Below are 21,196 nucleotides of genomic sequence, written 5' to 3' on the forward strand. Positions count from 1 at the left end.
TCTCGACCGAGGGTCGAGAGGCGGCCGCTGGACGTCAGACGCTCTTCTTCACCATGTTCGTGAGGAACTTGGTGTAGGGCGGGTACATCATCTTCATGTCGAACCGAAAGCCGCGTTTGAGTACGGCCTTGCGGTGCGTGAACGTCTCGAAGCTACTGCGTCCGTGGTACGCGCCCATGCCGCTCTCGCCGACGCCGCCGAACGGCAGGCGGGAGTCGCCGATGTGCATCACGGTGCCGTTGACGCAGGCACCCCCCGAGCTCGTCTCTTCGAGGACCTTGTTCTCGGTCGCCTCGTCGGAGGTGAAGATGTAGAGCGCGAGCGGCTTCTCTCGCTCGCGAACGAACGAGATCGCCTCGTCGATGTTTTGCACGCTGAGGACGGGCAGGATCGGGCCGAAGATCTCCTGCTTCATGATCTCCGCGTCGGGCGAGACGTTCTTCAGTACAGTCGGCTCGATGTAGCAATCGTCGACGTCGGTCTTGCCGCCGAAGGCGATCTCCTGGCCTTCGAGGAGCTTTGTGAGTCGACCGTGATGGCGCTCGTTCACGACGCGCGCATAGTCGTTCGTCTTCTGCGGGTCGTCGCCGTAGAATTTCTTCACGGTCTTCTCGAGCGTCGCGATCAATTCGTCGCGCACGCTCTCTTCGACGAGCACGTAGTCGGGCGCGATGCAGGTCTGGCCGGAGTTGATGAACTTGCCCCACGCGATGCGGCGCGCGGTGATCTCGAGGTCGGCCGTGCGGTCGACGATGCAGGGGCTCTTCCCACCGAGCTCGAGCGTTACGGGGGTCAGGGTCTTCGCGGCCTTTTCCATCACGATGCGGCCGACCTGTCCGTTGCCGGTGTACATGATGTGGTCGAAGCGCTGGTCGAGCAGGGCGGTCGTTTCTTCGACGCCCCCTTCGACGACGGCGACCGCGTCGGGGTCGAGGTACTTCGGAAGCATCTCGGCGAGCACCGCCGAGGTGTGCGCTGTGACTTCCGACGGCTTCAAGACCGTGGTGTTGCCGGCGGCGATCGCCCCGACCAGCGGCGAGAGCAGCAGCCCGACGGGGTAGTTCCAGGGAGCGATGATGAGCACCACGCCGAGCGGGTCACGCATGAGAACGGAGCGGCCGAGGAACGGCACGCGGCCGACGGCTTCGGGCTTGGTCCACTTCGCGAGGTTCTTGAGCGCCAGCTTCGCCTCGTTCGAGGCCTGCGCGATGTCGGCAGCGTAGGCCTCCATCGCCGGCTTCCCGAGGTCGGCGTGCAGGGCTTCGGCGAGGCGCTCGGCTTGTTCCTTGCCGAACCGAAGGACGCCCTTCAGCTGCCCCCGTCGCCAAGCGAGCGGGCGGGTTTTGCCGGAATCGAACGTCGCACGCATCCGCTCGACAATCGGTGGGATGTCGTCGACCGGGGAGTGGGGGGCGGGAATGGCCTTCAGCTGAGTGGCAGTCATGTTTCCTCCTCGCCACGCAGGGTGGCCTTACGACCGTTGTATAGCGGACGGAGCGAAGCGGGTCAGCCCCAGGTGCGGCCTCGTCGGGAGCGGGCGGCGAGCTCCAAACGAATGGATTTTTCGATGAATTTCAGGAATCCCAGGGGGTGCCGGGAGATCTTCCGAGCCGCCAGGCGGACGACGTAACGGGTGCCGTCGTAGGTGCCTGCGCGTTGGCCGTGCCCGTGGTGCAGCGCGATGTTGGGAATGTCGATCACGTCGAGTGAGACGTCCAGCGCGAACGTCTCGGTCTTCGGGAGGAGGCACACGTCGTCGGTGCAGGCTTGGTACCGAACCTCGCCGAGCTGCGGCCAACACGGTGGTCACCAAACGGCGGAGCGATACAAGAGTACGACACTCTTCGCTCCGGATCGATCCTCGTGAAATCGGATGCGGCGCCCGACGCATCGGGGATTTCGATATCGGGTAATGTCTCGCCCACCTCGGGGCCGGTCGAATGGGCGGAGGGAAGACCGACACGCCCGGGGTGGCCCAGGGGGGCGGGGGCATCAAATCCCAACTCGTCGCGCTCGATCGTCACGCGGAACCGGTTGGCATGTATAGTTTCGTATTGTCGAGGGAGCCTTGACGAGCGAGGTCTTCCCGGCGAACGTGGTGGGTATGCGAACCGCACTCGTCACAGGAGCGAATTCCGGAATTGGGCGCGCCACGGCTCTGGCGCTCGCGCAAGAGGGCTATCGCGTCTTCGCGGCCATGCGCAGCGTGGAGAAAGCGGAGAAGCTCCTAGGCCTCGCCGCCAAAGCGGGCGTCGCCGTCGAGCCCGTCGCCCTCGACGTGACCGACGCCGATTCCGTACGAAGTGCCTTCGAGAAGGTACATGCGGAGTGCGACGCCCTCGACGTCCTCGTGAACAACGCGGGTCTCGGCTGCAACGCGACCACCGAAGATCTCGATATCGACCACGCGAAGGTCGTTTTCGACACGAACTACTGGGGCATCATTCGGTGCATCCAAGCGGCGCTGCCGAAGATGCGTGAGCGTGGCTCTGGAAACATCGTAAACGTGAGCTCGGTCGCAGGCAGAATCGCCGCCCTCGGGCAGGTCGTCTATTCCTCCTCCAAGTGGGCCGTCGAGTGCCTCAGCGAAAACCTAGCCCAGGAGATCGCCCCCTTCGGCCTCCGCGTCATCGTGATCGAACCGGGCGTCACCCGCACCGCCATCTTCCCGAAGAACGGAACCTACCCGACGCCTACCGTCTACGAAGCCGCGTATCGACGCATGCTCCAGTTCTACGCAAAGGGCATCGAGGCCTCGACCCCGGCGGAGGAAGTTGCCGCCACGATCGCCGCCGCTCTCGCCGACCCCGACCCGAAGCTACGCTACACCTGCTCGTGGGGCTCGGCCGAGATCGCAGCCGGCCGAACTGCCATGTCCGACGAAGACTGGGTCGACCTCGGCCGAGCCCAGGGCGACGCGGAATACTACGAGGGGTTCGCTCGGCACTTCGGGTTGAAGCTGGACTAAGAGGGGCGTCGGCATCTCGACGATGATCCGCTAGCGTCGATCGGCCGCGCGAACCGCAGCCCCGCCGATGCGGGCGATGCGGGAGTCTCCGAACGGGGTGCCTACGCCGCTGTTTACTGTCAGGGCGACGGAGAGTTGGCGCTGGGGGTCGGCCCAGGCGCCGGAGCCACCGAAGCCGAAGTGGCCGAATCCGGCGGGGACGCGGGCGAGCACTGCGAAGACGCGGTGGTAGCCGAGGCGCCATCGCATCGAGATCGGGATGACGCGGCCGGCGCCGCGGTTCTGTTCTTCGCTGGCCTGGCGGATGGCGTCGTGCGAGAGCAGGCGGATGCCGTCGAGCTCGCCTCCCTGGGCGAGGCAGGCGTACATGCGGGCGAGGGAGCGGGCGGTGAACATGCCGTTCGCGGCCGGGATGGAGGCGGCGCGGAACGCTTCGTCGTTGAAGCTGAGTTCGTCCATGCCCGGCGGGATGAGCGCTTCGAGGGACTCGACGGGGTTGTATCGGATGCCGACCTTCGAGAGCCGCTTGCCCCAGAGTCGGGCGTTGTCCCAGCTCTTCTGGGTGTTGCGCTTGCGCTTCTCGGGCGGGAGATCGAATGCGGGGGCCATCAGTTCTGCACAGCGAAACATCTGATCGGCGGGGACGCCGCAGTACAGGCCGTCGAGGCCGAGGGGACGGGCGATCGACGCGTCGATGAGTTCCGCGAACGTCTTTTGGTTTCCGGTGACGCGACGGACGATCTCGCCGACGAGCCAGCCGTACGTGAGGCCGTGGTAGCCGTGCGCGGTTCCGGGCGCATGGCGCGGCCGCGCGGCGGAAAGGCGGGCGATCATCTGGTCCCAGTCGAGCATCTCCGACGCGTGATCGACCATTTCGGAGATCGCGTAGAGGCCGGCTTCGTGACACATCAGTTGGCGGACGGTGAGGTTCTCTTTTCCCGCTTGTCCGAACTCGGGCCAGTACTCGCGAACCGGTTTGTCGTAGTCAATCAGCCCGCGGTCGGCGTAAATGTGGAGCAGGGTGGAGGCCACACCCTTGGTGGTCGAGAACGAGATGCTGATCGTGTCCTCTTCCCAGGGAGAGCCTTCTTTGTCGCGGGTGCCCCCCCAGACGTCGACTACCTTTTCGCCCTTGTGGTAGACGCAAACCGCTGCGCCGCCGGGGCCTTTCGAGGGGAGGATGCGTCGCATGGTGGTCGCGACGTCTGAGAAATCGGGGTGAATCGTTCCCTGGAGCATCCCGAAAGGGTAACGGCGGGAGCGATGCGGTGCACGGTGCCGGCCCCGCCGTCGGGCGTTGGCTGCGGGGACCGAGATGGATCCGCTTCCGAGGGGTCGCGGCAGGCGCACTACAATCGGAAGAGCGGAGGCATCCTGGCGTTTGGGTTTGCACGCGTGCAGGACTGGCGTAGGGGAGGAGCCGTCGTATGAGTGACTCGGTACGTGGCTCGAAGAGGGCGTATGCGGTTTGGGGCGTTTCCGCTCTGTTCGTGGTCTATCAGTTCGTTCTGCAGGTCTCGGCCGGGGTTCTGGCGGACGACATGGAGCGCGACTTCGGCATCGGTGCGGCCGGCGTCGGCCTGCTGACGGGGCTCTTCTCCATCGCCTACGCGGCGACGCAGATCCCGGTGGGGTTGCTGCTCGACCGCGGAAGTCCTCGCCGGCTGATGACCGCGTCGTGCCTGGTGTGTTCGGCGGGCACGCTCGTGTTCGGGCTCGCGCCCACGGCGACCGTTGCGGGCGTCGGGAGGCTCGCGATGGGGCTCGGCGCTTCGTTCGCGTTCGTGGGGACGGGATTTCTCGCGGCGCGCTGGTTGCCGGTCGCGCGCTTCGCGTTCTTCGTCGGGCTCGCTGAGATGGCAGGAATGCTCGGCGCGGCGTTCGGGGCCGGCGGACTTGCTGCGTTGCTCGACGTCATGTCGTGGCGAACGTTGATGCACGGTGCCGGTGCGTTCGGGGTCGTACTTGCTGTCGTGTTGTGGGTCGTCGTGCGGGACGCGCCGGAGTCGACGGGGGACCCGGCCGGCGAGGCGGAGTCGCCGCCGATGGGGCGGGCTCTCTCCCAGCTCACGGGCACGCCACAGGTTTGGGTCATCGCGTCGTTCTACGCGCTGAGCCTTGGAGTTTTGCTCGGGATGGCTGGGCTGTGGGACATTCCCTTCCTGCAAACGTTCGGCCGCAATCTTCCCGCGGCGGCTGCGGCGAACTCGTGGATTTTCCTGGGAATGGCGGCGGGTGCGCCGCTCGCCGGATGGATCTCAGACCGGCTCGCGCGTCGCCGTATCGTCATCCAGCTCTCGATCGTCGTGACGTTCGTGTTCCTCGCACTCATTCTCTACACGCCGAAGCTGCCGCTGCCGCTGGTGTGGACACTCATGTTCGGCTTCGGCCTGGGAAGCGGAGGCAACATTCTGGCGTTCGCGGTCGCCACGGAGAATGCGTCACAGGAGAGCAGGGGCGCGGTCATGGGTGTGGTGAACACGTTCGGCTTTCTCGGCGTGACCGTTCTACAGTTCCTCCCCGGGTTCTGGATGGGGGACACGCTGCCGCCCGGCGCGAGGGAGTTCGCCGGGGCCCTGACCGTCTTCCCGGCGAGCCTCGTACTCGCGTTCTGCTTGTCGTTTCTGATCCGCGAGACGCATCCGGCCCGCGGCTGACTTGCCGGCGGCCCAGCCAACTGTGTGAACTTCCGGGGTGAAGACTTCCTGCCTCCGCTCGATCGCGCCGTTGCTTCTAGCTGCTCTCCTCTCCGCGTGCGGTGACGCTGCGCAAGACGCCGAGGCCCCATTTGCTTTCGCGGATCTCGGTGCGCCGGTGACGGTCGCCGAGGGCTTCGGTTTCGTCGAGGGGCCGACGTGGAGTCGGGACGAGGGGTTGCTCTACTTCACCGACCTCGCGGCGTCGCGGGTGCACCGCCTGACGCGATTGGGGGCCGTCGAGATCGTCGAGGTCGACGTGGGCCAGGCCAACGGTCTCGCATTCGACCTCGAAGGACGATTTTTGCTCACCGACCAGGCCAACCGGCGCCTCGTGCGCCGGGAGGAGGGGGGCGCGCTCACTATTCTCGCGGATCGTTACGATGGCCTAATACTCAATTCCCCAAACGATATTGCCGTCCGGTCGGACGGAACGATCTACTTCACGGATCCGGATTTCGGTTTCTCGGTCCCAGAGCTTGGAGTCGAGGGAATCTACCGACTTGCCCCTTGGGGAGAGCTGCTTCTCGAGTCTCAGGACGATGGCGCACCGAACGGAATCGTCTTGAGTCCCGACGAGCTGACGTTGTACGTCGCGTCGACGTTCGGCGGTCACGTCGACGCGTACGACGTTGCCGCTGACGGGGCCCTTTCGAATCGAAGAGTGTTCGGAGAGGCCCTCATCGCCGACGGCATGTGTATCGACGCGCATGGTACCCTCTTCGTTGCTTCGGCGCCGGGGCTGAAGGTGTTCTCTCCTGATGGCGCCGAACTTGGGACGGTCGAGTTGCCCCGAGCCCCGTCGAACTGCGGTTTCGGCGGCACGGATGGGAAAACGATCTACGTGACGGCAGGCGACATGGTGCACGCCATCGCCGCTCCGGTCCGCGGCAACGGGTTTCCTCCTTAGGCTTTAGGGCTGCGCCTTCGCGAGCTGCGGGAGGACCACGAATGCCGGCACGGCTTCGAAGTGCACGGCGTGGGATACGGACGTGCACTTCCCTGTCTCGGGGTCGGGGTGGCCGTCGGCGATGCGCGGGATGGCGTTGTACATCCCGGCGCACATGTAGCCGCGAGTGATCGCCGCGATCCGTCCGACGTGGTTCTCGCCGATGTACTGGCGGTTCATCGCATCGTACAGGTTGTCGCCATCCCAATAGGCGCCGATCAGGCCCTTCAGGCTTCCGTCGGCGGCAACTTCGGCGCGCACGCGGGCGTCCCGGTAGTGGAACTCGTTGTCCATCGTCTGGGTCTTCACCTTGATGTAGAGGTCAGCGGTCGGTTCGGAAGTGAGCACGCCATCGACGATCTTTGCCGCGACGGGCTTCGAGTGGAACCGTGGGTCATCGTGGGCGGTCATGGTGGCGTCGGGGAGGGCCTTCCCCCTTGCGTCGAAGGTGACGGCGTCACCTGAAGAGAAGAACCGTAGCTCGACGTCGTCGTCGTTCCGGAGGTTGTCGACCCCGGTGAGTTCGATGAGGACGGGCGCGGCGTTCCCGTCTACGAATCCATTGGCTTCGTAGAGGTTGTCGATCAGCCCGCCAGGTTGGTACGCGGCCACGCAGCCCATGAGGCGCCAGTGCTGGTTGTCGATCCCCGTTTCGCCGTCGGGGCCGATGAAGTCATCGTGCGCGCAGCCGGAGCCGCCTTCTGCCTTGGAGTCGGCGCCGTCGAGATCCAGACCGGCGATCGCGACCGGGCCGACTCCCTGAACCAGGTTGAAGCCGGGATCGTCTGTGCCTGCCGGGTCGATGCAGCCGTTTGTGGGAAAGAGCTTGTCGGCGGCCTCCCGGCCTCCGGCCTTGTACGCGGCGCTCAAGTCCTCCTTGGTGATCCCGTTGAACTCGAGCTCGCTCTTGTTGAGTCCTCCGGGGCACCACGCGGGGTCGACCTTGCGCGGAATCTCGTCCCGCCAACTCGATACGACGTAGCCCCGGACGCCGTTCGACGTCGGCGCCTCCGCGACGGGTGCCGCGAGCGGTGCCGGTTCGGAGGCCGGTGCGGCGGCGGGCGGCGGCTTGCCGTCCTCTGCCGGCGTGCAGGCGCAGAGCCCGGCGAGAGCGATGGACGAAAGGACGATTCGGGCGCGCATGGGCCAGGCTCCTAGGCTAGGACTTCGCTGATCGGCTGGGATGCTTCGTTCGAACGCTGCCCCCAACGGCCGACGTTCAGTCCCATCGCTTGCTGCACTGTCAATCCGACGCGCGCCGTGCTGTCGCCGACCCCGCGAACGTGCACGCCAGGCTTCACGCGGCCCCCGGCACGACCGGCCAACATGAACGGGAGCCCGTTCACGCTGTGGGTGTTCGCGTCGGACGTCTCGGAGTGCGCCATCACGAGGCAGTTGTCGAGTAGCGTTCCGTCGCCCTCGGGAACTGCCGCGAGCGTTTGCACGAATGAGGTCCACGCATCCATCGAGCGCTGCACGAACATCGTCGCCTTGGGCTGGTAGCCGAGCTCGGTGTCGCGCGGTTCTTCGTGGGTCAGTGTGTGGTGCGTGTCCTTGCTGCCCTTCTGGTGCAGGCTCGATGCGCCGTTCGAGAAGACGACGTTGAAGACGCGGGTCTGGTCGCAGGCGAGCGCCAGAGCAAGGGTGTCGGCCATTAGCTGGTGGTTCTTCGCGACGTCGTCGACGTCGAGGCTCTCGGGCGTCTCGGCGGGTGCGCCGGGAACCGAGCACGCCTCGAGAGGCGGCGGCTGCTCGAGTTGCATCTCCAATTGCCGCTCGAGTTGGCGGAGTGCCGTGAAGTACTCGTCGAGTCGGGCCCGGTCGCTGTTGCCGAGATTCGCCTCGAGGCGTTTGCGGTCGTCGCTCACGACGGAGAGGGCGCTCCGTCGCAGTAGGACGTGCGGGTCCGGAGTGAACTCGGCGGCGTTCGGGTCGAGGAAGCCCGAGCCGAAGACCCGCGTGTACAATCCGAGTGCCGAGGGCTCGCTCGGGTTCACGACACTTTCGCTGCGTCGGCTGTAGGTGTGCTTGGGGTTCGCCGTCGCGGCCATCTCGAGCGACCGGAACCGTGTGCTATCGCCAATCGCGTCGGAGATGACGATGTCCAGAGTGGGGGCGGGAATCTCCGTGGGCTTCGATGGCGCGCCGCCGGTGAGCGAGCCGATCGCGCCGGTTCGGTGCACCTGGTTCGTCTCGCCCGCCAGGATGACGCTGAAGCCGCTGAGTACGCTCAGGTGTTCGCGCACCGGTGCGATGGGGGCGAGTTCGGGCGGGAGATCGAAGTCTCGTCCGGTCGCGGTCGGGTTCCATCTCGCGGGGTTCATTCCACAGCCCCAGAACCAGGTGCCGAAACGGCGGGGCAGTGGGGCTCCGGACGCGAGTGCGTCTCCGTTCGTGTTCAGAAAGACGTCGAGGAGCGGAATGCCGACCGTTACGGCGGCACCGGCGACGGCTCCTCTCAGAAAGCGGCGGCGATCGATCATGGGGCTCATGCGGCTCCCTCCTTGGCCTGGCCGGCCTCGGCGTGTGTGGCGGGTCCCTTTCGGGCCTTACGGGGTTCGGATGCGGTCCGGAAGCCCTCGCTCAGGGCGATCTCTCGCATGAGGTCGTGCAGGCGGTATCCGGATGCGGCGAAACTCTTCGCCAGTGCGCGAAGCATCGCGCGTTCGCCCAGGATGGGTTCTCGGCCGACTCCGTATCGATAGAGATTGTCGACGAGGCACGGTCCGATCAGGGGGCTCTGCGCAAAGGCCTGCCCCAGTTGGACGTGGTTGGCGAACGACGATCCATCCAGATCGCCGCTCGTGTCGATCGGTGCTTGGTTCTCGGTCGTGCGGTACTTGCCGACGCCGTCGAACACTTCGAGCCCGAGGCCGATCGGGTCCGACAGCTTGTGGCAGTTGCGGCACGTCGGGCTCGAGGCGTGCGCGGCCAGGCGGTCGCGCGCCGTCTTGTATTCGGGGTTGTCGTCGTCGTTGAAGAGGGCGAACTCGACGTCGGCGGGTGCGGGCGGCACACTCTGGCAGAGGAGTGCTTCGCGCAGGAAGACCCCTCGCAACGTCGGTGAGCTGCGACCCGGATGCGCGTGCAGCATGTTGAAGCTGGCGTGCGTGAGAAGCCCGGCACGCGGGTGGCCCTCGGGGAACTCGATGGATTCCCAGCCTTCCCGGGAGCGCACGGGGACGCCGTAGAGAGGCCCGAGCGTCCGGGTGATGAAGGAGCGCCGCGTGGTGAAGAGGTCGCGGTAGTCGCCGCGCTCGTTCACGAGATGGTTCACGACGACCCGCAGGGTCTGCTCTCTCGCGTCGAGCGCCAGCTGTCTCGTGTAGACCGGGTAGCGGACGGGGTCCTTCCCGACGTCTCGGAACTCGTCGAAGCGGTAGAGGTCTTCGAAGAACGCGCGTGTACCGTCCTCGAAGCGCTGTGACGCGAGGAGCCGATCGACCTGCGCGGCAAGCAGGGTGGGGTCGGAAAGGTCGCCGCGCTGGGCGGCCGCCAGAAGTTCCTCGTCCGGGCCGCTGTTCCACGAAAGGTAGCTGAGGCGCGAGGCGAGGGTGACGTCGGTGAGGCGTAGGCGCTCGGGCGACGTGGGGTCTGGCTCCGCGACGTCGACCCGGAACAGGAAGTCCGGTGCGACGAGGAGGCTCGTGAGTGCGAGCTCGAGTCCGCCGTAGAAGTCGTTGCTCGCGTCCGCGGTTGCGCCCGCGACGTCGACGCGGAGCTGGATCTCCGCGTCGCTGACGGGGCGGCGCAGGAGGCGCGGCGCGTAGGCCCGTAGGAATTCCGCGGTGCAGCCGGCATCCGCAGCGGTGGGTGACTCCGGCGTGCACGGGATCAGCGTCTCGCGCCGCTCCTCGCCAACCACCTGCCGCGCGACGTTGCCGGCGATGGCTTCGTACTGCTCGAAGCCCACGGGGGACACGGTCACGATGGACGTTCCGACTGCCACGAGGCCATCCTTGCGGTTGTCGGGCTCGAAGCGTCCGGTGACCTCGATGTCGGGGCCGAACGTGTCGGCGATCGCGTGCTCGTACTGCGCTGGGGTGAGGCGACGCATCGCGACCGGCCCGCCGCGAGTCTCGGGGGCGTTCCCGCCAGTGCAGCCGAGCGAGAGCGCCACGATGAGCGAGGCCAGGATTCCGAGAGAGCGCTTCATCCGGTGCCGCTCCCTGTCGCCTGCATGTCGCGCGGGGACGTGTCGTGCGTCGGTGGGTAGGTCAGCCGGAACTCCGGGTGTTTGATCTTGCCGCCTGCATCGGCGATCGCGATCACGGCGATGAGGCTCGCGATGGTCGCCGCGGTGACGCCGGCTGCCGATGGAAGCAGGAGCTTCTGTCGCCAGACGCCCAATCCGATCGCAAGGGCGGCGAGGACGGAGTTCGCATACAGGAGGACGCCCCACGTGTCGGCCAGGTGCGTGTGATGGTCGAGCCAGGCCTGGCCGTCGCCGTCGAGTTCGCCGAACACGAAAGGGTAGGCGTCGTTTCCCGCCGGAATCACCAGGAATGCCGATGCGGCCGTGACCGCCACGAGCGCCAGTCCTGCGAGGAGGGTGGTGCGCTCGCGGGAAAGGAGCCCGACGAGGAGGACGACCCAAGCCACCGCGAGTCCCGTCACGGGGATGTGGTTGAGCAGTACATGGCGATACGCCGGGTCTTCCATCAGTTCCAACATGGCACGCTGAGACTCATCCTGTCGCTGCGGGCCCTTCCGTTCAATTCCGCGTGTTCGTCGCCCTGAAGCGACGCTGTTGGCCGCTCGAGGGATTCGCCGCGACGGCGAGGGCCGCGGCTGAGGTTGGTGATCCGGTGGGTCGGCACTCTTGCTGAAGGACGTCCGACGACCGGGATCCGGGCCCTTTCGGGCCGGACCCCGGTCGTTGATGAGACGTTTACTCTACGGGAACGACGAAGTACGCTGGAAGCATCAAGAACATCTCGTTCTCGGTGCTCTCCCCGCCGGTGATGTGGCAGGCGTCACATTCGCCATCGCCGGCGCCGGGGGACGAGTCGCAGCTCGCATCGTCGTCTTCCCCGTTGCAGGCCTCGCCGATCATGCCCGGGTTCACGCACGCCACCGGGACGCAGGTGCCGAAGGAGCCGGGCACGCGCGCGCTCTGGGGAACGCGCGACGCGCGCGTCACGGCATCGACGTTGGGTGTCCCGTCGTCGTTGACGCCATTGTTGTACGTCGAGCAGAAGTGCAGCCGTCGCTCGGCCGGGTCCTCGGAGTCGAACTCCAGGGGCGGATCGAAGAGCTCTACGTGCGGATCGTTGTAGACGAAGTTCTCGTAGAGGAGAGACCCGTCCGGGGCCTCGATCGTGAAGTACTCACCGTGCTTGTGCGTGTGCGAGGAGAGCTCGTACACCCGGCCGCCTTGGGGCAGGGTGAAGTCCGAACAGTACGTCTCCGTCGTGAACGGAGCGTTGTCTGCGATGAAGATGGGGCCCGTGAGCCCTCCCTGGTTGGCGTAGACCATGTTGTCCGCATCGGCGAAGTAGTAGTTCAGCCGCGCGTTGGTCGTCTGCTCGCCGACCGTGAGGTTGAATGCGTGGGGGTTCCAGAAGAGCATGCCTTCGCACGGGATCTGGTTGAACACGCCTTCGGGGTACTGACGGAAGTCCTGGGCGCGCTGTGCGCCTCCGATCGGGAAGAAACTCCGGCGGGCACCCGGGACCGACGGGCCGTAGCCGCCGCAGGTGAAGCCTTCGCGGAACTTGCTGACGCAGTGGCCTTCGCTGCATGCAGACGAATCGCGCGGATCACAGGCCTTGCCTTCGTCGGCGCCGATGGAGCAGGCGAAGCCGCCCCAGGACGGGTCCTCCCACAGGTCAGGATCGACGATCGAGTAGTTCAGGATCATGTGATGCGAGCCGGGATCCATCCGCAGCTCGCGGCTGTCGAACGGGAAGAAGTCGACGCCGAGATCTTCGTTCCTCTCGAGCAACTCGGCGGGAACCTGATCGCACACGTTGAAGTACGTTGCGAAGCAGCGCTCGACTTCGAGGCCCGGCGGGAGTCGGAATGAGGGCATCTCGATCTGGATGCCTTCGCCGGCCGCGGGTGCGTCGAGAGGCTTGATGCTGATCGGCTCGGCCTCGGGCAAGCAGCCCGGCACGAACTCGGCCGCGTCGAGGACGACGCCGGTTTCCGGTGCGCCGCCGTAGATCCACCAGCGAACGAGATTCAGGTCGTTCTCCGAAAGAGCCTCGCGGCCGATCGGCATTGGGCTACCGACGGCGTCTTCGCCGAGCGTCGCCGCGGCGAGCTTCTGATAGAGCAGGCTGCGCACGGCGGAGCCGGGGGCGACTCGGAGATCCGCACTGATGACCGACGGAACGTCGTGCAGGCTCGTCCACGAGTTGCCTGCGGTCAGGTCGAGACCGCCGGACGCCGTATCGGAGCCGTGACACGTGAGGTTGTTGCAGTCGTAGCCGTCGAAGACGACCTGCTGGACCGCATCGAACGTACTGTCGAACGCGACGCCGTCACACTCTGCCGGAGCAGAGGGATCGGTCGGCTCGGGATCCGTTGGTTCCGGATCCGTGGGCTCGGGGTCGGTCGGGCCGGGCTCGGTGGGCCCCGGGTCGGACGAATTCGTCGTCGAACTCCCGTCGCTGCCGCAGGCGGCCAGTGTGAACAGAGCCACGAGGGCCATCGGAACGACGAGTGAACGGTAGCGAAGTAGCTTCATGCGGCAGAATCCTCCGGTGGGACGGTCTCAATTTCGATCAGATCGAACGATTGAATAGATGGAATGTACCACATGGCGTTTGATCGGGGGAGCCGGAAACCCGCCAAGCGGCCGCCAGGGAGGGCTGTTCAGCCCGAAAATGGGGCGTTCGCGCAAGGAGGCGGACGGAGTTGGCATCTCCCGGCGTTGCGTCCCTGCTGGGCGGGCCCGGACCGCTCGCATCGCCCTGCGGATCGGTCGCCGGTTCCGCTTCAGCGACATCAGCTACGGGATGATGGCGGTCCTGATCTACACGCACACGATCGGTGGCCATTACACGTTCGAGCGGGTGCCGTTAGGGCTCGTCACCGATCTCTTCGGCTTCGAGCGGAACCACTACGACCGGGTCGCGCACTTCTCGGTCGGGCTCTACGCGTACCCAATGGCTGAGTTGTTGTTCCGCAAGAAGCTGGCGCGCGCGACGTGGGTCGTGTTGCTCTTCCCGGTCGCGACGATCTTCTCGGTCGCCGCGATCTACGAGATCATCGAGTGGATCTATGCGGATCTCGAAGGCGGGGCGTCGGGGGTCGTGTTTCTTGCGTAGGGCCTCGAACCGCTCGCCGAGGCCCGTCACGGCGCGCGTCGAGGGCCCGAGGTTCCGGCCGAGGCGCCACCCGTGTGCGTGATAGCCACGACGTCGCACAAAGCGGCGCAGGGCGAGGGTGGACATGTCGCTCGCGGTGAACCCGGGGAGGACGAGAACGGGATGTCCGTCTCCACGCGGCGCGAACTCGAACAGCGGGAGCGCCGCGAGGTACATCGAGAACTCGAACGCGGCGCGTCCCTCGAGGGCGAGATAGCCGAGAGGCGGCGGTTCGATTGCTTCGTGCGTCATCGACATGGCGGTTCCTTCAGGGGTTCGGGGTGGGGCTTGCGGCGGCGGCAGAGGCGCGAGTTCCCGCGGCCGGCAGAGTGGGGGCGGTAGGGGATCGACCCGGCGGTCTACGGCAGACCGGCGCCCGGTATGTCCACTTCGACGACTTCGATTCGGCCGGTGTGCTCGGCGCGACACTCGGCCGACTTGGAGTTCTTCGCCGTACAGATGAAGAGGTGTTTTCGTTGCGGTCCGCCCAGCATGCAGGCGAACGCCTGAGTCTCAACGGGGATACGATGCGTGACCTCGCCGCCGTCGCGAACGCGCAGCACTTGCGCACTCATGGGGCACGCGAGCCAGATCGCGCCTTCTTCGTCGAGGCAGATTCCGTCGGGCACCGAGCCGTCGAGTGCGGCGAACTCTCGCCGGCCGGACAGCGAGCCGTCGTCCGCGATGTCGAAGGCGCTGAGTCGCGCGGCGAAGGTCTCGCCGATGATCAGGGTCTTGCCGTCGGGCGTGATCACCGTGCCGTTCGGGAAGATCAAATCCTTGGCGACCTCGCGGGTGGCTCCGTCGGGGCACACCAGTACGAGCGAAGCTCCGACGGGAACCTGCGATTCTTCGATGTTCCAACCGAAGTTCCCGACGTACGCGCGGCCCTGCGCGTCCACCACCATGTCGTTGCAGTGCCAGGTGGCGTACGGAGACAGATCTGCGACTTCGCTGAGGGCGCCATCGTCCAGTCGCATGAGCTTCTTGTCGAGCATCGATACGACGAGCAGCGTGCCGTCGGGAAGCCAGCCGAGCCCCGAAGGTTGGTGCGGCACGTGGACGATGGTCTCGACGTTGCCGGCGAGGTCGACGGTCTGGACCCGGTCGGAGTGCATGTCGGAGAACCACAGGCGGTCGTCGCGCCAGCGGGGGCCTTCGGCGAAGGCGAGATCGGCGAGGAGGACTTCGGGTTTCTGCATCGGTTGGCACTCTGGCCTCCCGGTGGTGCATGGCGCAAGGGCTCGGCCGGTCCAGGTTCGGCCGGTTCGGGCAGAGGCTTCGGTCAAGGCTTCAAAGGCGACAATCTGGTGTTGACCGCCTCGATGGCGTGCCTGGATCTTCGCCTGCTCTGGGAGCGCGTTCCCGCTCAGTAGTGCCAGGGGAACTTCGAGAAGTCGCGCGGGCGCTTCTCGAGAAACGCGTCACGACCTTCGACGGCTTCATCGGTCATGTACGCGAGTCGCGTGGCTTCGCCGGCGAAGACCTGCTGGCCGACCATTCCGTCGTCGATCAGGTTTAAGGCGAACTTGGCCATCCGCTGCGCGGTCGGGCTCTTGGTGTTGACCTCGGCCGCCCACCCGAGCGCAAACTCCTCGAGCTCTGCATGCGGCACGACCGCGTTCACCATCCCCATGTCCTTCGCCTCCTGGGCGGAGTAGCTCTGGCCGAGGAAGAAGATTTCGCGCGCGAACTTCTGGCCGACTTGCTTGGCGAGGTACGCCGAACCGAAGCCTCCGTCGAAGCTCGCGACGTCGGTATCGGTCTGTTTGAAGACCGCGTGCTCGCGACTGGCGATCGTGAGGTCGCACGTGACGTGCAGGCTATGGCCGCCGCCGACCGCGAAGCCCGGGACGACCGCGATCACGATCTTCGGCATGAAGCGGATGAGCCGCTGCACTTCGAGGATGTGCAGGCGTCCGGTGCGGGCCGGATCGATGTTCGCGGCCTGCTCTCCGTCAGCGTACTTGTAACCGTCCCGGCCGCGGATCCGCTGGTCCCCGCCCGAGCAGAAGGCGCGAACGCCGTCCTTCGGCGACGGGCCGTTGCCCGTGAGGAGGATGCAGCCGACGTCGGTCGTCATCCGCGCGTCTTCCAGGGCTCGGTACAGCTCGTCGACGGTGTTCGGGCGGAAGGCGTTGCGCACCTCGGGCCGGTCGAAGGCGATCCGCACCGTGCCCTGGTCGACGGCCCGGTGATACGTGACGTCTTTGAAGTCGAATCCTGGGATCTGCTGCCACCGCGATTCGTTGAAGAGCTCCGAAACCATCGTCATTCCTCCCTTGGGGAGTGTGAGCATACCGGTGGAGCGGCGCGCCGCACCCTTCCGGGAGAATTACAGCTCGGCTTCGGTCGCGAGGCGCAGGGGGGAGGGGGCGATGAGGTCGGTCCAGATGTACTGGTGATGCTCGATCACCCGGGGCGCGGGCAGGTGAGGGCGGTCGGCCAACGTGTGGGCATCGCTCACGACGACGACCGGAAAACCGCAGGCCACTGCGGAGCGCACGCACGCGTCGACGCAGAAGTCGGTCGCCCACCCGGAGATGAGCACGCGCTCGGCACCGAGTGCGATCAGCTCCTGCTCGAGCGTCGTTCCGTGGAACGGATCGTTGAGGGTCTTGTGGACGATGCGGTCGCACGGATCGCGGTCGAGTGTGCTCAGAAGCGCCCAACCCGGCGTGCCGGGCTTGAAGTCCTGGCCCTCGCCGCCGTCGTGTTGGATGAAGACGACGGCGCCGCCCCGATCGCGGACGCGCCGCGCGAGTCTGTTGATGCGCTCCACCACTCCTGCGAGATCGTACTTGGGTGGACCGAGCCGGAGGTCCTCCTGCATGTCGACGACCACGAGAACGTCCATGAGTGCGAGGCTAGAAGGATCGGGCCGGCCGGGCAAGCGTCGAGCGGCGACGTACAGCGACGCGCCGCGGCGAAGGCGTGGGCGGCGGGCGGTCAGGAGCCCGGTGTCGTCTCGAACTGGAACGTATGCGTGACGAACTCGCGCGGGAATGTCGCTGCGATGCCGATGTCGAGCCGCAGATAGCCCTGCCGCACGAGCTCGGGCGGATTGTCGGTTTCGTCGTAGGTGACGATGTACGTTTTGGCGGCCGTCGTTGCGAACAGGGCGCCTTGTTGCCAAAGCTGATTCAGAAATCCCCCGCCCGCCGGTCGCATCGTGGATCGAGGCCTCGGCAATCGCTCCGGTCTCCGGCGTGATGCGCAACGAGCCGGATCGTGCAACGACATACGGGATCTCACCGACACCGATCGTGCTGCTGTCGTTCCGATGGGGTTCGCGGAGGCCGGATTCGTGTCGACCGGTTACCGCACCGTCAAACGAGCCACGCAGATTCGGTTGGTCGGCGAGTTCGTGTTCGTGCAGGGGGGCTCGGATTCCGGGCATGAACGTCGCATCGGTCGGGCAGAAGGGGTCGCTTAGGCCTGGGGTTTGCTCAGGTTTCCCTGGAAGAAAAGATTTTTTGTCGAGAATGAAAAGACTGTCCATGGGACTTGCATGGACGCCCGAGCCCAGACCCTGACGGATCCCTCCGCGGTAGACCCCCTCACGCATCCGGTCCGCAGGCGGGTACGTTTGTCGTGTCGCCGCGTGTTGGGTGGAGCGACGAACGTCGGGCCGGTGTGCTGCGCGATCAGGTCTCGTTGCATCACCTCGTGGAGCTTGGCGAGCGGTTCCAGGAACATGCGAGTGGCTTGCTCGATCGCGCCGCGTTCGACGGTGAGGAGATTCCGACCGCATCGGTGGAAGCGGAAGTCCGCCTCGAAAGTGAAGAGGCGCGGTCGGCGTTCATGGAGGAGTACCTCGCGGCTGTTGGGCCGATGCTCGCCAAATATGGAGCGCGACGAGGTCGGGGCTTCCGGGTTGCCCTGGCCGTTTATCCCGACCCAGAGGAAGACTGAGCATGGGAACGTTCAAGGACGATCGGTACGAGGCGGAGTTCGTCGCCGAGCACCCGGTCCAGAAGGTCTGGGAGTCCCTCGAGGGGCAGAAGAAGTCTGCCGCGTCGTGGTGGATTTCCGGGTAGGATACGACGGGCACGGTCGTGGAGGTCGAGTCCGGGAAGCGGTTGAGCGTCATCAAGGACAACGAACCCTGCAAGGGAACCGAGATCTCAGTGAGTCTCGAATCCGTCACGAACGCGACGGTCGTGCTTCCCGGCATGGGTGAAGGCATCGCTGAAGTCGTTCACGATCGGGGGCGATCAGATCATCGCGGACCTCTTGTTGTGCCTCGACCGCGGGGTCCTGGTAGCGCGGCATTCGATGCCGTGGGCGTTCGCGGGATTCAACGCGAAAGAGGTTGGTACGGGACTCGAGATCACAGCCGCGTTTCCCGACTGTTTCGCCGAGAAAGTGGGGCTTCACGAGGGTTATCTTCTCCTCCCCCTGCACGGCGCCCTGGTGTTCACCCGCCAGGGACCGCAGGGAATGCTCCGGGTCCTCGAGCAGGGGCGGGAGGTCGAGGCGACCTGGGTTCGCAGGCGGGAACTGCAGCCGGGGATTACGCCGCTGTGAGCGATCGAGGGCCCGACGAGTTGCTTGTCTCGCTCCGCGGCGCCTAGGATCCCGCCGAGACTGCTCCATGCCCGAACCTATTTCCCCTGCAGAGCCCTCGTTCCCCGACTATCGGGCGACGGCGGGCGAGTTCATTCGTCACGTCGCACGTGAGTTTGGCGACGCGACGCTCGCCGTGCTGGACGGGGAGCGCCTCACCTACCGGCAGGCGGAAGAGAGGTCGGCGGAGCTTGCGAAGGGGCTCTTCGCGGCCGGAGCTCGCAAGGGGACGCGGATCGGACTTCTCGCGCCGAACCGTCCCGATTGGATCGTCTGCTGGCTCGCCGCGGCCCGGATCGGCGGGCTGGTGTCGCTTCTCAACACGTACTGGAAGACACGTGAGCTCGGTTGGGTTCTACGTCACGCGGACGTGCAGATGCTGCTCACGATCGATCGGCATCTCGGGAACGATTATCTCGAGCGCCTCGAGGGTGCCGCGCCCGGTCTCGCGGGGCAGGACAATGAGGCATATTGCCTGCCTTCGCTGCCGTACCTTCGATCGGTCTGGACGCTCGATCCGGCGGATCGGTCGTGGTGCGGCGCGGTGGGGGAGCTGGCTGAGCGGGGCCGCGCGATCGGCGACGACGTGCTTGGAGCGGCGGAAGAGTCGGTCGCGCCGGCCGACCCGCAACTCGTCGTGTATTCGTCGGGAAGCACGTCGGATCCGAAGGGCGCAATTCACAGCCACGCTACGGTCGTGCGGCATCCGCACAACCTTCTACAGTTTCACGATTTCGGTCGTGGCGACGTCGTCTACGCGCCGATGCCTCTGTTCTGGGTGGGCGGACTGAGCTTCACGCTGCTCGCCGCGATGCACGCGGGTGCGACCGTCGTGTTCGAGGAGTCCTTCGATCCGGCGACGACACTCGAGCGGCTCGAACGCGAGAAAGTGACGCACGTTCTGGGTTGGCCTCACGTGAGCAAGGCGTTGCGGGAGCATCCGTCGTTCCCCGACCGAGATCTTTCCTCCATTCGGGATTCGCCGGGCGATGGGCTCGTGCCCAAGACCGAGGGGGCGTGGGAGCGGGCGCAGTCGCTCGGTATGACGGAGACGTTCGGGCCGCACACGATTCAGCCGGTCGGGCTGCGGCCGGCGTCGGAGGTGCGAGGCTCGTACGGGCATTCGGTACCGGGCGTGGAGCATCGAGTCGTCGACCCGGTGACGGGCGCTCCGGTCCCGCCGGGGGCGCTCGGTGAACTCTGGGTGCGCGGCTACTCGCTGATGGACGGTCTTTACAAGAAGGAGCGGTCGACCGTGTTTGCCGGGGACGGTTGGTATCGCACGGGCGACGGCGGCTTCTTCGATGAGCGGGGACACTTTCACTACAAGGGGCGCATGGGGGACCAGATCAAATCCTCCGGGACGCTGGTCACACCGCGCGAAGTCGAGCTGGTCCTCGAGGGCTTCGAAGAGGTCTCGTCGGCGTACGTGATGGGGTTGCCGCACGCAGATCGGGGTGAGGACATCGCGGCGGCGGTGGTGCTTCGGCCGGGTGCGCATGCCGAGCCGAATGCGCTGCGCGCGCGGGTAAAGGAAGAGATTGCGTCGTACAAGGTGCCGCGCCATTTGGCGGTTCTCGCGGACTCGAAGGAGTTGCCGTGGCTCGCGAGTGGCAAGGTCGACCTTCGCGCTCTGAAGAAGCGGCTTCTCGAACGGTTCTCGTAGGTCCCGGACGCACGGTTGCGGGTGCCTCCGCGCGGGACTAGCGTTCTGTCCCATGAGTGCCTTTGAAATGATCGACTACAAGGTCGCGAAGTCCGTCGCCTGGGTCACCCTGAATCGCCCAGATCGGCTGAACTGCTTCAACCTGCAGATGCGTGCCGAGCTGAAGAAGGTCTGGCGTGACCTGCGGCACGACGACTCGGTCCGCGCGATCGTTCTGACCGGCGCCGGTGATCGCGCGTTCTGCACCGGCATCGATCGCGAGGAGGCGATGGGCGACGATACCCCCGCCGCCGCGCCCAGCTACGTGCACTACGACGACGTCGGCGACGATCTCTGCCCGAAGAGCAACGATCTCTGGAAGCCGATCATCGCTGCGGTGAACGGAATGGCCGCGGGCGGTGCATTCTACATGCTCGGCGAGGCCGACATCATCATCTGCACGGAGGAGGCGACCTTCTTCGATCCGCACGTCACCTACGGAATGGTCGCGACCTACGAGACCGTCCACATGGGCTACCGCATTCCGCTCGGCGAGCTCCTCCGGATGCAGCTCTTGGGCGCTCACGAACGCATGTCCGCCGAGCGCGCCCATCAGATCGGCCTCGTAAGCGAGGTCTGCCCGAAGGACGAGTTGCAGAACCGCGCCCGCTGGATCGCCGAAACCATCGCCGAGCGTCCGGCCAAGAGCATCCAGGGCACCGTCTACGCGGCCTGGTCCACTACCGAGCACCCGCGCTCCCGCGCCCTCGAACAGAGCAAGCTCTACCTCGCCCAAGCCCACGACCCCGCCAACATGGCCGAAGGCCAACGCTTCTTCTCCTCCGGAAAACGTGTCGAATGGAAGAAGAGGTGAGGGGGGACGTTGGTTAGTCACGCGCCAAATGTTTAGTCGTCACCCCGTTGTCGGTTTGCGCCCCGAGCCGTCGGCGAGATCGTGACGACTAAACATTTGGCGCGTGACTAACCAACGTCCCCCCTCACCTCTTCTTCCATTCGACACGTTTTCCGGAGGAGAAGAAGCGTTGGCCTTCG

At 65.9% G+C, this 21,196-nt stretch carries 22 protein-coding genes; 10 read left to right on the forward strand and 12 right to left on the reverse strand.

The window, feature by feature from the left end:
- Positions 1–34: 34 nt before the first annotated feature.
- Positions 35–1,444, reverse strand: a complete 1,410-nt coding sequence (locus P8R42_13765; protein MDG2305681.1) for an aldehyde dehydrogenase family protein — start codon at positions 1,442–1,444, stop codon at positions 35–37.
- 62 nt (positions 1,445–1,506) lie between these two features.
- Complete coding sequence (locus tag P8R42_13770; protein ID MDG2305682.1) at positions 1,507–1,752, reverse strand: hypothetical protein; 246 nt, start codon at positions 1,750–1,752, stop codon at positions 1,507–1,509.
- A gap of 316 nt (positions 1,753–2,068) precedes the next feature.
- On the opposite strand from P8R42_13770, the gene P8R42_13775 reads away from it, so the two are divergent.
- On the forward strand, positions 2,069–2,968 hold the full coding sequence (locus P8R42_13775) for an SDR family oxidoreductase (GenBank protein MDG2305683.1): 900 nt from the start codon (positions 2,069–2,071) through the stop codon (positions 2,966–2,968).
- Between the two features lie 30 nt (positions 2,969–2,998).
- Here the strand turns inward: P8R42_13775 and P8R42_13780 are convergent, their stop codons facing one another.
- The gene (locus tag P8R42_13780) at positions 2,999–4,207 is read right to left on the reverse strand and encodes a serine hydrolase (GenBank protein ID MDG2305684.1); all 1,209 of its coding nucleotides are present in this window, start codon (positions 4,205–4,207) and stop codon (positions 2,999–3,001) included.
- Positions 4,208–4,395: 188 nt separating this feature from the next.
- On the opposite strand from P8R42_13780, the gene P8R42_13785 reads away from it, so the two are divergent.
- Positions 4,396–5,625, forward strand: coding sequence for an MFS transporter (locus tag P8R42_13785; GenBank protein MDG2305685.1), 1,230 nt, complete (start codon positions 4,396–4,398; stop codon positions 5,623–5,625).
- A 37-nt stretch (positions 5,626–5,662) separates the two neighbouring features.
- Positions 5,663–6,574 carry an SMP-30/gluconolactonase/LRE family protein gene (locus P8R42_13790; GenBank protein MDG2305686.1) on the forward strand — a complete coding sequence of 304 codons (912 nt, stop codon included), beginning with the start codon at positions 5,663–5,665 and terminating at the stop codon, positions 6,572–6,574.
- Positions 6,575–6,577: 3 nt separating this feature from the next.
- On the opposite strand, the gene P8R42_13795 is transcribed toward P8R42_13790, so the two are convergent.
- From P8R42_13795 to P8R42_13815, 5 genes are all read right to left on the reverse strand, one after another.
- Positions 6,578–7,756, reverse strand: coding sequence for a hypothetical protein (locus P8R42_13795; GenBank protein ID MDG2305687.1), 1,179 nt, complete (start codon positions 7,754–7,756; stop codon positions 6,578–6,580).
- Between the two features lie 11 nt (positions 7,757–7,767).
- Entirely contained in the window at positions 7,768–9,105 is a 1,338-nt protein-coding gene (locus tag P8R42_13800) for a DUF1552 domain-containing protein (protein ID MDG2305688.1), read from the reverse strand.
- The gene (locus tag P8R42_13805; protein MDG2305689.1) at positions 9,102–10,769 is read right to left on the reverse strand and encodes a DUF1592 domain-containing protein; all 1,668 of its coding nucleotides are present in this window, start codon (positions 10,767–10,769) and stop codon (positions 9,102–9,104) included. The genes P8R42_13800 and P8R42_13805 overlap by 4 nt, the downstream gene beginning before the upstream one ends.
- Positions 10,766–11,275 carry a hypothetical protein gene (locus P8R42_13810; GenBank protein MDG2305690.1) on the reverse strand — a complete coding sequence of 170 codons (510 nt, stop codon included), beginning with the start codon at positions 11,273–11,275 and terminating at the stop codon, positions 10,766–10,768. The genes P8R42_13805 and P8R42_13810 overlap by 4 nt, the downstream gene beginning before the upstream one ends.
- A gap of 229 nt (positions 11,276–11,504) precedes the next feature.
- Complete coding sequence (locus P8R42_13815; protein ID MDG2305691.1) at positions 11,505–13,307, reverse strand: hypothetical protein; 1,803 nt, start codon at positions 13,305–13,307, stop codon at positions 11,505–11,507.
- Between the two features lie 58 nt (positions 13,308–13,365).
- On the opposite strand from P8R42_13815, the gene P8R42_13820 reads away from it, so the two are divergent.
- Positions 13,366–13,890 carry a DUF2238 domain-containing protein gene (locus tag P8R42_13820; protein ID MDG2305692.1) on the forward strand — a complete coding sequence of 175 codons (525 nt, stop codon included), beginning with the start codon at positions 13,366–13,368 and terminating at the stop codon, positions 13,888–13,890.
- A gap of 398 nt (positions 13,891–14,288) precedes the next feature.
- Here the strand turns inward: P8R42_13820 and P8R42_13825 are convergent, their stop codons facing one another.
- From P8R42_13825 to P8R42_13840, 4 genes are all read right to left on the reverse strand, one after another.
- Positions 14,289–15,131, reverse strand: a complete 843-nt coding sequence (locus P8R42_13825) for an SMP-30/gluconolactonase/LRE family protein (GenBank protein ID MDG2305693.1) — start codon at positions 15,129–15,131, stop codon at positions 14,289–14,291.
- A gap of 167 nt (positions 15,132–15,298) precedes the next feature.
- Positions 15,299–16,198 (reverse strand): 1,4-dihydroxy-2-naphthoyl-CoA synthase, encoded by a 900-nt coding sequence (locus P8R42_13830; GenBank protein MDG2305694.1) that lies wholly within the window; start codon positions 16,196–16,198, stop codon positions 15,299–15,301.
- A gap of 66 nt (positions 16,199–16,264) precedes the next feature.
- Positions 16,265–16,786, reverse strand: coding sequence for an isochorismatase family protein (locus tag P8R42_13835; GenBank protein ID MDG2305695.1), 522 nt, complete (start codon positions 16,784–16,786; stop codon positions 16,265–16,267).
- 92 nt (positions 16,787–16,878) lie between these two features.
- Positions 16,879–17,100, reverse strand: coding sequence for a hypothetical protein (locus P8R42_13840; protein MDG2305696.1), 222 nt, complete (start codon positions 17,098–17,100; stop codon positions 16,879–16,881).
- A gap of 112 nt (positions 17,101–17,212) precedes the next feature.
- On the opposite strand from P8R42_13840, the gene P8R42_13845 reads away from it, so the two are divergent.
- The 6 genes from P8R42_13845 to P8R42_13870 all read left to right on the forward strand — a co-directional run bounded on the left by P8R42_13845 (position 17,213) and on the right by P8R42_13870 (position 21,017).
- On the forward strand, positions 17,213–17,365 hold the full coding sequence (locus P8R42_13845; protein ID MDG2305697.1) for a hypothetical protein: 153 nt from the start codon (positions 17,213–17,215) through the stop codon (positions 17,363–17,365).
- A 158-nt stretch (positions 17,366–17,523) separates the two neighbouring features.
- Positions 17,524–17,844, forward strand: coding sequence for a hypothetical protein (locus P8R42_13850; GenBank protein ID MDG2305698.1), 321 nt, complete (start codon positions 17,524–17,526; stop codon positions 17,842–17,844).
- Between the two features lie 2 nt (positions 17,845–17,846).
- Complete coding sequence (locus P8R42_13855) at positions 17,847–17,969, forward strand: hypothetical protein (GenBank protein ID MDG2305699.1); 123 nt, start codon at positions 17,847–17,849, stop codon at positions 17,967–17,969.
- 139 nt (positions 17,970–18,108) lie between these two features.
- Positions 18,109–18,459, forward strand: coding sequence for a hypothetical protein (locus tag P8R42_13860; GenBank protein MDG2305700.1), 351 nt, complete (start codon positions 18,109–18,111; stop codon positions 18,457–18,459).
- A gap of 67 nt (positions 18,460–18,526) precedes the next feature.
- Complete coding sequence (locus tag P8R42_13865) at positions 18,527–20,164, forward strand: class I adenylate-forming enzyme family protein (GenBank protein MDG2305701.1); 1,638 nt, start codon at positions 18,527–18,529, stop codon at positions 20,162–20,164.
- 52 nt (positions 20,165–20,216) lie between these two features.
- A complete protein-coding gene (locus tag P8R42_13870; protein ID MDG2305702.1) occupies positions 20,217–21,017 on the forward strand; it encodes an enoyl-CoA hydratase/isomerase family protein in 801 nt (266 codons plus the stop codon).
- Positions 21,018–21,196 lie beyond the last annotated feature (179 nt).

It is taken from the genome of Candidatus Binatia bacterium (assembly GCA_029243485.1).
In the GTDB taxonomy this organism is placed as follows: domain Bacteria; phylum Desulfobacterota; class Binatia; order UBA12015; family UBA12015; genus VGTG01.

What these genes read in the sequence shown, in the direction of transcription:
- P8R42_13765 (MDG2305681.1), bottom strand. Translation starts at nt 1,444, where the DNA reads ATGACTGCCACTCAGCTGAAGGCCATTCCCGCCCCCCACTCCCCGGTC.
- P8R42_13780 (MDG2305684.1), bottom strand. Translation starts at nt 4,207, where the DNA reads ATGCTCCAGGGAACGATTCACCCCGATTTCTCAGACGTCGCGACCACC.
- P8R42_13785 (MDG2305685.1), top strand. Translation starts at nt 4,396, where the DNA reads ATGAGTGACTCGGTACGTGGCTCGAAGAGGGCGTATGCGGTTTGGGGC.
- P8R42_13795 (MDG2305687.1), bottom strand. Translation starts at nt 7,756, where the DNA reads ATGCGCGCCCGAATCGTCCTTTCGTCCATCGCTCTCGCCGGGCTCTGC.
- P8R42_13800 (MDG2305688.1), bottom strand. Translation starts at nt 9,105, where the DNA reads ATGAGCCCCATGATCGATCGCCGCCGCTTTCTGAGAGGAGCCGTCGCC.
- P8R42_13805 (MDG2305689.1), bottom strand. Translation starts at nt 10,769, where the DNA reads ATGAAGCGCTCTCTCGGAATCCTGGCCTCGCTCATCGTGGCGCTCTCG.
- P8R42_13810 (MDG2305690.1), bottom strand. Translation starts at nt 11,275, where the DNA reads ATGGAAGACCCGGCGTATCGCCATGTACTGCTCAACCACATCCCCGTG.
- P8R42_13815 (MDG2305691.1), bottom strand. Translation starts at nt 13,307, where the DNA reads ATGAAGCTACTTCGCTACCGTTCACTCGTCGTTCCGATGGCCCTCGTG.
- P8R42_13820 (MDG2305692.1), top strand. Translation starts at nt 13,366, where the DNA reads ATGGAATGTACCACATGGCGTTTGATCGGGGGAGCCGGAAACCCGCCA.
- P8R42_13825 (MDG2305693.1), bottom strand. Translation starts at nt 15,131, where the DNA reads ATGCAGAAACCCGAAGTCCTCCTCGCCGATCTCGCCTTCGCCGAAGGC.
- P8R42_13830 (MDG2305694.1), bottom strand. Translation starts at nt 16,198, where the DNA reads ATGGTTTCGGAGCTCTTCAACGAATCGCGGTGGCAGCAGATCCCAGGA.
- P8R42_13835 (MDG2305695.1), bottom strand. Translation starts at nt 16,786, where the DNA reads ATGGACGTTCTCGTGGTCGTCGACATGCAGGAGGACCTCCGGCTCGGT.
- P8R42_13840 (MDG2305696.1), bottom strand. Translation starts at nt 17,100, where the DNA reads ATGCGACCGGCGGGCGGGGGATTTCTGAATCAGCTTTGGCAACAAGGC.
- P8R42_13845 (MDG2305697.1), top strand. Translation starts at nt 17,213, where the DNA reads ATGGGGTTCGCGGAGGCCGGATTCGTGTCGACCGGTTACCGCACCGTC.
- P8R42_13855 (MDG2305699.1), top strand. Translation starts at nt 17,847, where the DNA reads ATGGGAACGTTCAAGGACGATCGGTACGAGGCGGAGTTCGTCGCCGAG.
- P8R42_13865 (MDG2305701.1), top strand. Translation starts at nt 18,527, where the DNA reads ATGCCCGAACCTATTTCCCCTGCAGAGCCCTCGTTCCCCGACTATCGG.
- P8R42_13870 (MDG2305702.1), top strand. Translation starts at nt 20,217, where the DNA reads ATGAGTGCCTTTGAAATGATCGACTACAAGGTCGCGAAGTCCGTCGCC.